The sequence below is a fragment of the Rhodococcus sp. P1Y genome, from assembly GCF_003641205.1.
GTDB lineage: Bacteria > Actinomycetota > Actinomycetes > Mycobacteriales > Mycobacteriaceae > Rhodococcoides.
The window spans coordinates 3,323,798-3,337,125 of record NZ_CP032762.1; the positions used below are offsets into that span (position 1 = coordinate 3,323,798).

The 13,328-nt window shown below is 62.6% G+C and carries 11 protein-coding genes; 5 read left to right on the top strand and 6 right to left on the bottom strand.

Annotated elements, in window-relative coordinates:
* The first annotated feature begins 100 nt into the window (after nucleotides 1–100).
* The 5 genes from D8W71_RS15390 (at nucleotide 101) to D8W71_RS15410 (ending at nucleotide 6,023) form a co-directional block, all read left to right on the top strand.
* Nucleotides 101–1,069, top strand: a complete 969-nt coding sequence (locus D8W71_RS15390) for a bifunctional riboflavin kinase/FAD synthetase (protein ID WP_201265093.1) — start codon at nucleotides 101–103, stop codon at nucleotides 1,067–1,069.
* Between the two features lie 87 nt (nucleotides 1,070–1,156).
* Nucleotides 1,157–1,426: a 30S ribosomal protein S15 gene (gene rpsO / locus D8W71_RS15395; RefSeq protein ID WP_068375622.1), complete on the top strand. Its 270-nt coding sequence runs from the start codon at nucleotides 1,157–1,159 to the stop codon at nucleotides 1,424–1,426.
* Nucleotides 1,427–1,720: 294 nt separating this feature from the next.
* Nucleotides 1,721–3,988, top strand: a complete 2,268-nt coding sequence (locus D8W71_RS15400; protein WP_121114491.1) for a polyribonucleotide nucleotidyltransferase — start codon at nucleotides 1,721–1,723, stop codon at nucleotides 3,986–3,988.
* The gene (locus tag D8W71_RS15405; RefSeq protein ID WP_121119287.1) at nucleotides 3,960–5,342 is read left to right on the top strand and encodes a M16 family metallopeptidase; all 1,383 of its coding nucleotides are present in this window, start codon (nucleotides 3,960–3,962) and stop codon (nucleotides 5,340–5,342) included. The genes D8W71_RS15400 and D8W71_RS15405 overlap by 29 nt, the downstream gene beginning before the upstream one ends.
* Before the next feature lie 9 nt (nucleotides 5,343–5,351).
* Nucleotides 5,352–6,023 (top strand): lysophospholipid acyltransferase family protein, encoded by a 672-nt coding sequence (locus D8W71_RS15410; RefSeq protein ID WP_121114493.1) that lies wholly within the window; start codon nucleotides 5,352–5,354, stop codon nucleotides 6,021–6,023.
* Between the two features lie 43 nt (nucleotides 6,024–6,066).
* On the opposite strand, the gene D8W71_RS15415 is transcribed toward D8W71_RS15410, so the two are convergent.
* From D8W71_RS15415 to nuoL, 6 genes are all read right to left on the bottom strand, one after another.
* Complete coding sequence (locus D8W71_RS15415; protein ID WP_121114495.1) at nucleotides 6,067–6,807, bottom strand: polyprenol monophosphomannose synthase; 741 nt, start codon at nucleotides 6,805–6,807, stop codon at nucleotides 6,067–6,069.
* A gap of 138 nt (nucleotides 6,808–6,945) precedes the next feature.
* Nucleotides 6,946–7,137: a hypothetical protein gene (locus D8W71_RS15420; RefSeq protein WP_121114497.1), complete on the bottom strand. Its 192-nt coding sequence runs from the start codon at nucleotides 7,135–7,137 to the stop codon at nucleotides 6,946–6,948.
* A 7-nt stretch (nucleotides 7,138–7,144) separates the two neighbouring features.
* Complete coding sequence (locus D8W71_RS15425; RefSeq protein WP_121114499.1) at nucleotides 7,145–8,248, bottom strand: GGDEF domain-containing protein; 1,104 nt, start codon at nucleotides 8,246–8,248, stop codon at nucleotides 7,145–7,147.
* Nucleotides 8,249–8,361: 113 nt separating this feature from the next.
* Entirely contained in the window at nucleotides 8,362–9,918 is a 1,557-nt protein-coding gene (gene nuoN, locus D8W71_RS15430; protein WP_121114501.1) for an NADH-quinone oxidoreductase subunit NuoN, read from the bottom strand.
* Complete coding sequence (locus D8W71_RS15435) at nucleotides 9,915–11,432, bottom strand: NADH-quinone oxidoreductase subunit M (RefSeq protein ID WP_121119289.1); 1,518 nt, start codon at nucleotides 11,430–11,432, stop codon at nucleotides 9,915–9,917. The genes nuoN and D8W71_RS15435 overlap by 4 nt, the downstream gene beginning before the upstream one ends.
* 14 nt (nucleotides 11,433–11,446) lie before the next feature.
* Nucleotides 11,447–13,327, bottom strand: coding sequence for an NADH-quinone oxidoreductase subunit L (gene nuoL / locus D8W71_RS15440; protein WP_121114503.1), 1,881 nt, complete (start codon nucleotides 13,325–13,327; stop codon nucleotides 11,447–11,449).
* Between the last annotated feature and the right edge of the window lies 1 nt (nucleotide 13,328).

A 13,328-nucleotide genomic window follows, 5' to 3' on the forward strand; every position in this document is an offset into this window, starting at 1 on the left:
GAAATATTGGCAGAGTGTTCGGAGGTTTGTCCACAGCTGTTCGTCATGACACACCGATCCGGAAGTGACCGCCGCGCGCGTGGGCCGTAGGCTTCCTCTCGTGCAGAGATGGCGAGGTCTCGACGATGTGCCTGCCGACTGGGGTCGTTGTGTTCTCACGATCGGCGTATTCGATGGTGTGCACCGCGGTCATGCCCAGCTGATCACCCGTGCGGTGACATCGGCGAAGGAGCGCGGGATACCGAGCGTGTTGATGACGTTCGACCCGCACCCGATGGAGGTCGTGCGCCCCGGGACGCATCCGGCCCAGCTGACCACGCTGACCCGCCGAGCCGAACTGGCCGAGGAACTCGGCATCGACGTGTTCTGTGTGATGCCGTTCACGCCCGAATTGATGAAGCTGACGCCGGAGCGCTACGTCCACGAGATCTTGGTCGAGCGGTTGCACGTAGCCGAAGTGGTCGTCGGCGAGAACTTCACCTACGGCAAGAAGGCCCTCGGTAACGTCGATCTCCTCCGCAAGATCGGTGATCGTGCCGGCTTCGCTGTCGATGGCGTCAACTTGCTCGCGGAGCACGCGGTGACGTTCTCCTCCACGTACATCCGCTCGTGTGTCGACGCGGGCGACGTCGCGGCAGCCGATGCCGCGCTCGGGCGCCCGCATCGTGTGGAAGGCGTCGTCGTCCATGGGGACGGCAGGGGGCGCCAGCTCGGCTATCCGACGGCGAACGTAGCGCCGCCGATGTACTCCGCGATTCCGGCGGACGGTGTGTACGCAGCATGGTTCACGGTGCTGGGCCCTGGCCCGATCATGGGAACCGTCACGCCGGGGGAGCGGCACCGCGCCGCGGTGTCGGTCGGTACCAACCCGACATTCTCGGGACGCACCCGAACGGTCGAAGCATTCGTACTCGACAGTGACGGCGATCTGTACGGGCAGCACGTTGCCGTCGATTTCGTAGAACGGCTTCGCGGCATGGAGAAGTTCGACTCGATCGACGCGCTGATCGAGGAAATGGGTCGAGACTCGGAGCGCGCACGCGCGGTTCTCGCCGATCTACCTTCCTGATAGGCTGACTCCTCGGTGCACGCTGCGGTCCGTGGTGGCTGCACCGCTTTCCTTTCCCGCGGACGTCAGTGATCAGGAGTAGTACCAGTGGCATTGACCACCGAACAGAAGAAGACCGTTCTCGGCGAGTACGGCTTGCACCCGACCGACACCGGTTCACCCGAGGCTCAGGTTGCGATGCTCACCAAGCGCATCGTGGACCTCACCGAGCACCTCAAGAAGCACAAGCACGACCACCACTCCCGCCGCGGCCTGCTGCTGCTGGTCGGACGTCGTCGCCGCCTGCTGAAGTACATCGCCAAGGTGGACGTCACTCGGTACCGTTCGCTCATCGAGCGTCTGGGACTGCGTCGCTAGTAGCGGTGCCGACGCGCCCGCACCCCGGGCGGTCGACGAAATAGTGCAGTAGCCAACGAGGCAGTGCTTAGACTGTTCCTCGTTGGCTTTCTGTGTTTGGACAGTCAGCAAGACATGCGAGCACATGGGTGCTCGCACATCGCCGCACTCGCCGACGCTGTCGCGGTGTCGGTCTTCGGTAGTGGCTCTACGAGAACGCACGAGCGTCCGTAGGGCTTCGATCGTAGGCCGCTGCTCGCCAGCGCGCGGAATCATCGGCGAGGGTGGCAAAGACGAGAGGACGAGAAAAAAAGAATGACCGAAACCACAACCGTAGAAGCCGAAGAAGGCGTCTACGAAGCAACAGCCGTGATCGACAACGGCACCTACGGCAAGCGCAGCATCCGGTTCGAGACCGGTCGCCTTGCTCAGCAGGCCGCAGGCGCAGTCGCCGCCTATCTCGACGAAGACACCATGTTGCTGTCGGCTACGACCGCAGGCAAGCACCCCCGCGAGGGATTCGACTTCTTTCCGCTGACGGTCGACGTCGAAGAGCGTATGTACGCAGCAGGACGCATCCCCGGATCGTTCTTTCGCCGCGAAGGTCGCCCGTCCACCGACGCCATCCTGACGTGCCGCCTCATCGACCGGCCGCTGCGCCCGACGTTCGTCGACGGACTCCGCAACGAGATCCAGGTCGTCATCACGGTCCTCAGCCTCAACCCGGCCGATCTGTACGACGTCGTTGCGATCAACGCTGCATCGGCTTCGACCCAGATTGCGGGACTTCCGTTCTCGGGCCCGATCGGTGGCGTTCGCGTCGCGCTCATCGACAAGCAGTGGGTTGCGTTCCCCACCGTCGAGCAGCTCGAGAAGGCTGTGTTCAACATGGTCGTCGCAGGCCGCATCGTCTCCGGTTCGGGTGCCGACGCGGATGTCGCGATCATGATGGTCGAGGCAGAAGCAACCGAGAACGTCATCGAGCTCATCGAGAACGGTGCTCAGGCCCCCAACGAGTCCATCGTCGCCGAGGGCCTCGAAGCGTCGAAGCCCTTCATCGCAGCACTGTGCACTGCTCAGCAGGAGTTGGCAGCCAAGGCCGCCAAGCCCACCGGTGACTACCCGGTGTTTCCGGCGTACCAGACGGATGTCTTCGAGGCTGTCGAGAATGCCGCGAAGATCCCGCTGAACGAAGCACTGACGATCGCAGGCAAGGCCGAGCGCGAGAGCAAGCTCGACGAGGTCAAGGCTCAGGTGCTCGAACAGGTCGCAGACCAGTTCACCGGACGCGAGAAGGAGATCGGAGCTGCGTTCCGCGCTCTGACCAAGAAGTCCGTTCGCCAGCGCATCCTGACCGACCACTTCCGTATCGACGGGCGCGGTGTTACCGACATCCGTTCGCTGTCGGCCGAGGTCGCGATCATCCCGCGCACCCACGGCTCTGCATTGTTCGAGCGTGGCGAGACCCAGATCCTCGGTGTCACGACGCTCGACATGGTCAAGATGGCGCAGCAGGTCGACTCGCTCGGACCCGAGACGTCCAAGCGCTACATGCACCATTACAACTTCCCGCCGTACTCCACCGGTGAGACGGGCCGCGTCGGTTCGCCGAAGCGTCGCGAGATCGGCCACGGCGCACTCGCCGAGCGCGCCCTGCTGCCTGTTCTGCCGAGCCAGGCCGAGTTCCCGTACGCGATCCGACAGGTCTCCGAGGCATTGAGCTCGAACGGCTCCACCTCGATGGGCTCGGTCTGCGCATCGACGCTGTCCCTGCTCAATGCCGGTGTGCCGCTGCGTGCTCCAGTCGCTGGTATCGCGATGGGCCTCGTCTCCGACGAGATCGACGGTGAGACCCGTTACGTTGCACTCACCGATATCCTCGGTGCCGAGGATGCATTCGGCGACATGGACTTCAAGGTTGCGGGCACCAAGGACTTCGTCACGGCTCTGCAGCTCGACACGAAGCTCGACGGCATTCCCTCCAAGGTTCTTGCGGGCGCTCTGGCTCAGGCCAAGGACGCACGCACCACGATCCTCGAGGTCATGGCCGAGGCCATCGACACCCCCGACGAGATGAGCCCCTACGCTCCTCGCGTCACCGCGATCAAGGTGCCGGTCGACAAGATCGGCGAGGTCATCGGACCCAAGGGCAAGATGATCAACTCCATCACCGAGCAGACCGGTGCCAACATCTCGATCGAAGATGACGGCACTGTCTACGTCGGTGCAGCGGACGGCCCGTCCGCACAGGCCGCGATCGACATGATCAACGCCATCGCCAACCCGCAGCTGCCCAAGGTCGGCGAGCGTTTCCTCGGAACCGTCGTCAAGACAACGGCTTTCGGTGCATTCGTCTCGCTTCTCCCCGGTCGCGACGGACTGGTGCACATCTCCAAGCTCGGGAACGGCAAGCGCATCAACAAGGTCGAAGACGTAGTCAGCGTCGGATCCAAGTTGCGCGTCGAAATCGCCGACATCGACAACCGCGGCAAGATCAGCCTTGTCCCGGTCGAGGACGAGAGTGCTGCTGCCGCAGGTTCTTCCGACTCTGCCGATGCACCTGTCGAGGCCACCGCTGAATAAGAAGAATCAAGGCAGAACGGTACGTTCCTACGGAACGTACCGTTCTGCTGTTTCGGATCCCACCGGGCAGAATCTGGGCGTTCAGCGCACCACTCTGCCCGGTGGTCTTCGCGTGGTTACCGAGTTCGTTCCCGGTGTCCGATCGGCCTCGGTCGGTGTCTGGGTTGGAGTGGGATCTCGTGACGAGGGGCCCAGTGTCGCGGGTGCTGCGCATTTTCTCGAGCATCTGCTCTTCAAATCGACGCCGACACGAAGCGCTCTCGAGATCGCTCAGGTGATGGACGGCGTCGGCGGTGAACTGAATGCCTTCACATCCAAGGAGAGCACCTGCTTCTACGCCCACGTTCTCGACGAAGATCTGGACCTGGCCGTCGATCTGGTCAGCGACGTCGTCCTTCGCGGTCGATGCCGTACCGGTGACGTGGACGTCGAGCGTCAGGTGGTGCTCGAAGAAATATCGATGCGCGACGACGACCCGGAGGATCTTCTCGGAGACCTGTTCCTCGAAGCCATGTTCGGCGACCACCCCATCGGTAGGCCGATCATCGGCACGGTCGATTCGATCGAGTCGATGACGCGCGCTCAACTGCGGTCGTTTCACAACCGTAGATACACACCCGAACGCATGGTTGTCGCGGTTGCCGGCAACATCGATCACAAACACGTCGTTGCACTGGTCAAACGTGCGTTCGCTGGACATCTTCGTAAGGGTGTCCACCCGGTCCCGAGGCGCGAAGGCGCTGTGGCACTTCGCGACCGACCGGAGCTCAGATTCGTGTCGCGGGACAGTGAACAGGCGCACCTGTCGCTCGGTGTCCGCGCGTTCGGTCGGCACGAGGGACATCGCCAGGCCCTGTCGATTCTCAACGCGGCTGTCGGCGGAGGATTGTCTTCACGGCTTTTCCAGGAAATTCGTGAAGAGCGAGGGTTGGCCTATTCGGTGTATTCCTCGGTCGACACGTTTGCCGACTCCGGTGCTTTCTCGGTGTACGCGGGGTGCCAGCCGGAGAACCTTGCCGAGGTCACGACCGTGATCCGCGAGGTACTCGCACAGGTCGCCTCCGATGGCATCACCGAGGACGAATGTGCGAGAGCAAAGGGATCGCTGCGGGGCGGTCTCGTTCTGGGATTGGAGGATTCGGGTTCACGGATGAATCGCATCGGGCGAAGCGAACTGAATTATGCCAATCATCGGGACATCTCCGACACGTTGACTCGGATCGACCAGGTGGCTGTCGAGGATGTCCGTGAGGTAGCGCGGGTTCTGTTGACCCGACCGTTCGGGGCTGCGGTAGTCGGTCCGTACAAGAGCGCGCGTCAACTGCCGGCGTCGGTGAAGTCGCTGGTCGGCTAGTATCGCGCCATGTGGTACTGGATCTTCAAATACGTGTTGATCGGCCCGATTCTTGCTCTCATGGGGCGTCCTCGGGTGGAGGGTGCCGAACATCTGCCTGCTACCGGGCCGGTCATCATCGCCGGTAACCACCTCACCGTCGTCGACTCGTTCTTTCTCGTGTTGGTGGCCAAACGACGCGTCACATTCATCGCAAAGAGTGAATACTTCTCCGGCGGCGGGCTCAAGGGCGCACTGATCCGGTGGTTCTACTCCAGCGCAGGCCAGGTTCCTGTGGACCGGTCGGGTGGTGGTGCGGGTGACTCGGCCCTCGACGCCGCACGGAAGATACTCGCCGACAACGGGATCTGGGCGATCTACCCCGAGGGGACTCGGTCGCCCGACGGCCGACTGTACAAGGGCAAGACGGGTATGGCTCGCGTTGCGCTCGAGACCGGTGCCCCTGTCGTTCCGGTGGTGATGTTCGGAACCGAGAAGTTCAACCCCGTCGGCACCAGGATGTGGCGGCCGGCCAAGATAGTCGTGAAGTTCGGCGAGCCGATCGATTTTTCGAGGTATCACGAGCACGCGTCTTCCCGCGCGGTCGTGCGATCTGCCACCGACGAGGTCATGTACGCGCTGATGGAGTTGTCGGGCCAGGAGTACGTGGACATCTATGCGGCGTCGATCAAGGCCGCATAGAGACCTTCACACCCGTCTCGGCACCCACCTCACCTGAGATGAATCAGCGCCGACGGCCGAACAGCAGCTTCCATGGAACCGCTGCGGATTCGAGTTGGACGGACAGGCTCATCTTTGACTCGCCGTCGTTTCGTTCCTCGAAGCGAATGGGGACCTCGGCGATGGTCAAACCACGGCGAACCGTGCGGTGATTCATTTCGACCTGGAATGCGTAGCCGTTGCTCTCGACCGATCCGACGTCGATCGCCCGCAGTGTCGATGCGTGCCACGCCTTGAAGCCGGCGGTGGCGTCCTTCACCCGCAGGCGAAGAATGGTGTTGACGTAGAAGTTTGCCCAAGCCGACAGGGCCTTGCGGTGCCACGGCCAGTCGCTTGCGACTGCACCGCCGGTTACGTACCGAGAACCGAGCACGACAGCGGCGTCGGTTTCGGTGAGTGCCGTGATCATGACCGGGATGACGTCGGCCGGATGGGAAAGGTCGGCGTCCATCTGAACGACGATGTCGGCCCCCTCGTCCAGCGCGCGGGTCATTCCCGCGACGTACGCACGACCCAGCCCGTTCTTCTCGGTGCGGTGCAGAACCGTCACCGGGATCGGGCCTGTCTCGGCCAACTCGTCGGCGATCTTTCCGGTGCCGTCGGGCGAATTGTCGTCCACGACGAGTACGTGAAGGTTCGGTACCTTCAGGTCTGAGAGCAAGCCCACCAACTTCGGTAGGTTCTCGCGTTCGTTGTACGTAGGCACGACAACGGTCGTCTTCGGAGCGCCGCTGGGATAAGTCACGTTCGTATGATCCGTGATCGGAGTCGTTAGAACCAAATAACGGACACAACGAAGCGAGCTTTCCCAGCTCGTGAGCAGCCCACCGTGTTCTTCGGTGTTGTGTACGTCATATATATTCGGGGCCGTTGGGGTCGAAGTTCAGGGCGTCGGAGTGGGGGCGGTCGACGGCAGCGACGTCGAGGTGGTCTCGTAGGGTGACGGTCCCTCGGGTGGACCGAGGAGGTGCCTGACCAGGAGTGTGGCGAGCGCAGCGAGGATCGCGACGGCGACGATCACGGCGACTACGGTCAGCAGCTTTTTCGGACCACCGAATAGATCGTTCGAACTCATTCCATCATCATGGGCTATCGCGTCGAGGGGGATGCACAGGGGCGTCGTCGACGCTCTCGATCACGACCGAATCCCCGCCCCGGCGTTTCGCTTCGTACATTGCAGCATCGGCATCGTCGAGCATCTCGTCCAGGACGTCGCGGATGGTTCCGCAATCCAGTCGGCGGTGCACCACGCCGATGCTGGTCGTCGTTCGTCCGACGGGATTGCACCCCGGTATGGCTGTCCGCAGTCTCTCGGCATCCGTGGACGCCGAGGACAGGGAGGCAGTTGTCACCACCACGAATTCTTCACCGCCCGTTCGAGCTGTCACTGCAGGTGCCGGAAAGGTGCGGTTGAGCGTCACAGCAGTTCGTCGCAAGACATCGTCGCCGTAACTGTGTCCGTGGTTGTCGTTGACGGACTTGAAATTGTCGAGATCAGCTACGAGCACCGTGACCATGTGCGTCTCACCGGGAATCGTGTCGATCGCCGACTCCAGGCCGCGACGATTACGAAGCCCCGTCAGGGGATCGAAGTGCGCGACGGCCGCATCGCGTCGCAGGAAAGTGAGGTAGGCCTGCGTCAGAACCGGCGACGCCACGAGGACCATGATCAAGACGATGAGGTACGCCGTGGCTTGGGTGAAGGGAATGTCGGTGTCGGTCAGCGATTCGACGTACAGGTATCCGCAGGTCCCCAGCGCCCACAACTGATGCGCAACGAACGCCTTGGAGTCGTGGAACGCCGCGACGTAGTTGCCCATCACGCCGAGGAGTGAGGCGCACAGCAACGCAACAGAGGGATCGTCCAGGCAGAACAATACGCAGGAGACACCGATTTCTCCGTACGCGATGAACAACAGTGACCGCTTGTGTCCGGGCCATGGACCCTTCACCCATGCGTATCCGACGGCAACCGTCGTCAGTGCGAATACTCCGACGACGATCCGGTACGCCCAGCCTTGCGGCATCACCGGCGTCGCCAAGGCCACCACGCAGATCAAGCCGTAGGCCCAACAGCACAGTCCGACGGCGATCCGACTGTGTCGAAGGACCGGATGCGACTGTGCGTACCTCACGTTCCAGGAGTAGTCGGTCTGCTGTGACCACCACTCCCGCAGCGCATTCATGGTTGGTCCTCTGAACTCCCCGAAAATGCTGACACGCAGTGTGTTGATAGCTCATTCAACCAGACGATGAGACTGTTCGGTCGGAAACGTTCATGCCGTCCGGTGGACGCAGATCACCGAACGAACACCGCGGCGTCGCCGACCAGATCGAGCAGCGGTCCGGGGAAGATGCCGAACGCGATCGTCGTCACGACCCCGACGGCCACGGCCGTCGATGTCGCCCATCCGGGGCGCACGACCCGGGGTGTGTCGGCGGCGTCGGAGAAGAACATCACGACGATCACCCGCACGTAGAAGACGGCTGCGATCGCGCTGCTGAGCACCCCGACGATGACCAGTGGGGTCGCGCCGCCCTCTGCTGCGGCTCGGAATACGGCGAACTTGCCGATGAACCCACTCGTCAGAGGGATGCCGGCGAAGGACAGCAGGAGAAGAGCGAACGACGCCGCGACGAGGGGCGACGTCCGGCCGATGCCTGCCCATCGGGCGACATCGGTCACTTCGCCATCGTCGTCGCGTACGAGCGTGACGATCGCGAATGCCGATACGGTGGCAAAGCCGTACACGAACAGATAGAAGAGCGTCGCCGCAAGACCATCGCCGTCCAGCGCAACGAGCCCGGTCAGAATGAATCCGGTGTGGGTGATCGACGAATACGCGAGCATCCGCTTGATGTCGGTTTGGGAGACAGCAAGAACGGCACCGAACAGCATCGTGGCGATGGCGACCGCCCACAGCGCGGGGCGCCAGTATTCGTCGAGACCGTCCAGTGCGACGTAGAACAGCCTCAGCATCGCTCCGAACGCGGCGATCTTGGTCGCCGCTGCCATGAACGCCGTGATCGGAGTCGGTGCGCCCTGGTACACGTCCGGGATCCATGAGTGGAACGGAACGGCACCTACCTTGAACAGAAGTCCGACGCCGACGAGTGCAGTACCGAGCACCGCCAGCACATCGGATCCGGATCCGCGCGCAACTGCATCCCCGATGACACCCAGTTCGAGTGAGCCCGAGTAGCCGTAGAGCATCGCGGTTCCGAACAAGAAGAACGCTGACGAGAATGCGCCGAGGAGGAAGTACTTCATCGCAGCTTCCTGCGACAGCAGCCGTCGTCGTCGCGCAAGGCCACACAACAGGTACAGCGGAAGCGAGAACACCTCGAGCGCAACGAACATCGTGAGCAGGTCGTTCGAGGCAGGGAACAGCAGGAGCCCTCCCAACGCGAACATCGTCAGCGGAAACACTTCGGTTTGCGCTGCTCCAGCGCGGGCGGCTTGCTGTTCGGCCACACTGTCAGGCACTGCGGATGCCTGCGGCGCGAAAGAATCGGCCGGTATTCGGTCGAGAGAGCGTTCGGCAACCATCAGCAGCGACGGCACGGCCACCAACAACAGGGTCCCTTGCAGAAAAAGGGTCGGCATATCCACTGCGACGGCGCCCATCACCGCTCGTGTACCCGGAGAGTTCCACTGGCCCACGGCCACGACGACGACCGCAGCCGTGGCGATCCCGCTTGCGCCGAGCGCGAGCACCGTCTGAGCGCGATACCGAGCGGATGCAGGTGCAAACGCCTCGATCAGTACCCCCAGGAGTGCAGCACCGAACACGATCAACATCGGCGAGAGCAGACCGTACTCGATGCTCGGTGCGGTGACAATGCCGTCGTTCATCGCGTACCTCCAGCGGTCGTGGCGGCGGGGCTGTCGACAGCGGTGACGGTTGTCTCGACGGCGGGAGTGACGATGTCCAACAGCGGTTTCGGGTAGACGCCGAGAATTATCAGCAACGCGATCAACGGCGCCATCACCACGAGTTCGCGGGGCGCCAGATCCTTCATGCCGTCGTTCTCGGCACGAGTGGGCCCCGTCATCACCCGCTGATACAGCCACAGAATGTAGACGGCCGACAAGACGAGCGCGACCGTGGCGACGACTGCCGCCACGTGGTATCGCGCGAATGTGCCGATCAGGACCAGGAACTCGCTGACGAAGGGCGCGAGGCCCGGAAGCGACAACGTGGCGAGCCCAGCCACGAGAAATGTCCCCGCCAGTACTGGCGCGACCTTTTGCACTCCGCCGTAGTGCGCGATGACGCGAGTGCCCCGTCGGGTGACCAGAAAACCTGCGACGAGAAAGAGTGCTGCCGTGGAGATTCCGTGATTGACCATGTAGAGCGCCGAGCCCGCCTGGCCCTGGGCGGTCATGGCGAAGATGCCGAGGATGATGAACCCGAAGTGAGAGATGGAGGTGTAGGCGATCAATCGCATCACGTCGGTTTGCGCGATCGCCATCACAGCTCCGTACACGATTCCGATCACCGCGAGAGTCACGACGGCCGGGGCGAAATAGCGCGAGGAATCGGGAAACAGTTGCAGACAGTAGCGCAGCATCGCGAACGTACCGACTTTGTCGACGACGGCCATCATCAGAACGGCAGTGGACGGAGTCGATTCGACGGCGGCGTCGGGAAGCCACGAATGCAGCGGCCACAACGGCGCTTTCACCGCGAACGCGAACATGAAGCCTAGGAACAGGGCGTTGAGTACGCCGGGGGTGACCCCGAGTTCGCCCGCCGCTGCTGAGCCCGCGATCTCGCGGAACGAGAACGTTCCGGCGACGACATACAACCCGATGACGGCTGCAAGCATCACCAAGCCGCCAACCAGGTTGTAGAGCAGAAACTTCACAGCGGCGCCGGCTCGGCCCGGACCGCCGAATCCGCCGATGAGGAAATACATTGGAATCAGCATCGCCTCGAAGAACACGTAGAACAGGAGTACGTCGAGAGCGCAGAAGGACATCAGCACCATCGATTCGACGATCAGTATCGACGCCACGTACACATGGGCCGATTCGCCCACCCGTGGATCGTTCCATCCCGCGACGAGCAGCAATGGAAGTAGGACCGTCGTGAGCAGTACGAGTACCAATGCGATTCCGTCGATACCCAGTTCGTACCGTGCGCCGAAAGATTCTATCCACCAATGTGATTCGACGAACTGAAAGCTCGCTCCGTTCGGCTCGAACTGCAGCGCGAGCACCACGGCGACGGCCAGAGTCAGCAAGGAGGTGCCGAGCGCAGAGGCTTTTGCCAGCATGGGGCGCCTTCGTGGAACGAGGAGCGTGACCACGGCGCCGATCAGCGGGAGCAGCCACAGGATCGTCAACCACGGAAGAGTGGACATCGAGACGGAGGAATTCACCACACCATCACCGCCACCATCATCGCGAGGACGATCGCTGTTCCTGCCAGCATCGTCAGCGCGTAGGAACGAACGTAACCGCTCTGGGTACCTCGGGCTCTTCCGGACACAACGGCGATCCCGCTCGCCACTGCTCGGGTCGCGCCGGCCACGGCGACGTCGTCGAACCGCTGGGTGGCGCTGACCACCCGAAGGCCGGGCTTCATGAACATCGTTTCGTTCACCGCATCCCCATAGAGATCGGCACGAGCAGCTGCGGTAACTGGGGAGATCGAATCAGGAGCGTGGGCAGGCACCGGCTCCATGGCATAACGGCGATAGGCGACACCGACACCGAGAGCGACGACGGCGAGCGCGAGGGCGGTCACCACCCACGCTGGAAGTGCATGTGCCTCTTCGGCTACCCCGACCACGGGTTCGAGCCAGTGACCGAGCGACCCTCCCAGGGTGAAAAGTGCTCCAGCGGCTACGGACCCGAAGGCGAGGACGATCATCGGGCCGGTCATGTTCGCCGGTGACTCGTGGGGGTGTGCGTCTGGTTCCCAGCGCGGTTCGCCGAAGAACGTCATCAGCATGACCCGAGTCATGTAGAACGCCGTGAGTCCCGCACCCAGCAGAGTGACCACACCGAGCACTGCTCCCGCAATGCCGCCTGCTCCGAACGCCACTTCGATGATCTTGTCCTTGGCGAAGAAGCCGGAGAACGGCGGGACTCCGATGATTGCGAGGTAACCGAGACCGAACGTCACGAACGTAACGGGCATTGCGGTGCGGAGTCCGCCGTACTTGCGCATGTTCACCTCGTCGTTCATCCCGTGCATCACCGAACCTGCCCCGAGGAACAAGCCCGCTTTGAAGAATCCGTGGGCAAGCAAAAGCATTATCGCGAAGGTGTATCCGGCAGGGCCGAGTCCGGCGGCGAGCACCATGTAGCCGATCTGGCTCATCGTCGACGCGGCGAGTGCCTTCTTGATGTCGTCTTTCGCGCAGCCGATGACTGCGCCGAACAGCAGTGTCACCGCGCCCACGATCACGACCACGGTCTGCGCTGTCGGTGCCGCCTCGAAGATTGGACCCGATCGGACGATGAGATACACCCCGGCGGTAACCATGGTCGCGGCGTGTATGAGTGCCGATACCGGAGTGGGACCTTCCATTGCGTCGCCGAGCCAGGACTGCAGCGGTACCTGCGCAGACTTGCCGCAGGCAGCGAGTAGCAGGACAAGACCGAGTGCGGTGAGGGTGCCGCTGGATGCGGATTCGGCCCCGTCGAAGACGTCGACGAAGGACACACTGCCGAAGGTGGCGAACATGATCATCAACGCAATCATCAATCCGATGTCGCCCACTCGGTTCACCACGAATGCCTTCTTCGCTGCGGTGGCAGCGGAGGGTTTGTACTGCCAGAACCCGATCAACAGGTACGAGGCGAGCCCGACCCCTTCCCACCCCACATAGAGGCCGAGAAAGTTGTCCGCTGTCACCAGAAGCAGCATTGCGGCAAGGAACAGATTCAGGTACGCGAAGAACCGTCGTCGATCGGGATCGCCCGCCATGTACCCGATCGCGTACACATGAATCAGCGTGCCGACACCGGTGATCAGCAGCACGAAACAGATCGACAGTTGGTCGAGTTGGAAACCGAAGTCGACACGTAGCTCAGCGACCGGAACCCAGCTGAACAGGGTCTGCGACACTGGACGATCGTCCGCTCCGCGACCGAGCATGGAGACGAACAGGGCAGCGGCGAACGCGAACGCGGCACCGGCTACGAGCGTGCCGAACACATGTCCCCAACGATCGGCTTTCCGTCCGGACAGCAGCAGTACGATCGCGCCGAACAGTGGGAGTCCGGGAAGAATCCAGAGAGCGCCCATG

Coding starts and splice junctions, on each gene's coding strand:
- D8W71_RS15400 (WP_121114491.1), top strand. CDS start 1,721: ATGACCGAAACCACAACCGTAGAAGCCGAAGAAGGCGTCTACGAAGCA.
- D8W71_RS15405 (WP_121119287.1), top strand. CDS start 3,960: ATGCACCTGTCGAGGCCACCGCTGAATAAGAAGAATCAAGGCAGAACG.
- D8W71_RS15410 (WP_121114493.1), top strand. CDS start 5,352: ATGTGGTACTGGATCTTCAAATACGTGTTGATCGGCCCGATTCTTGCT.
- D8W71_RS15420 (WP_121114497.1), bottom strand. CDS start 7,137: ATGAGTTCGAACGATCTATTCGGTGGTCCGAAAAAGCTGCTGACCGTA.
- D8W71_RS15425 (WP_121114499.1), bottom strand. CDS start 8,248: ATGAATGCGCTGCGGGAGTGGTGGTCACAGCAGACCGACTACTCCTGG.
- nuoN (WP_121114501.1), bottom strand. CDS start 9,918: ATGAACGACGGCATTGTCACCGCACCGAGCATCGAGTACGGTCTGCTC.
- D8W71_RS15435 (WP_121119289.1), bottom strand. CDS start 11,432: ATGTCCACTCTTCCGTGGTTGACGATCCTGTGGCTGCTCCCGCTGATC.
- nuoL (WP_121114503.1), bottom strand. CDS start 13,327: ATGGGCGCTCTCTGGATTCTTCCCGGACTCCCACTGTTCGGCGCGATC.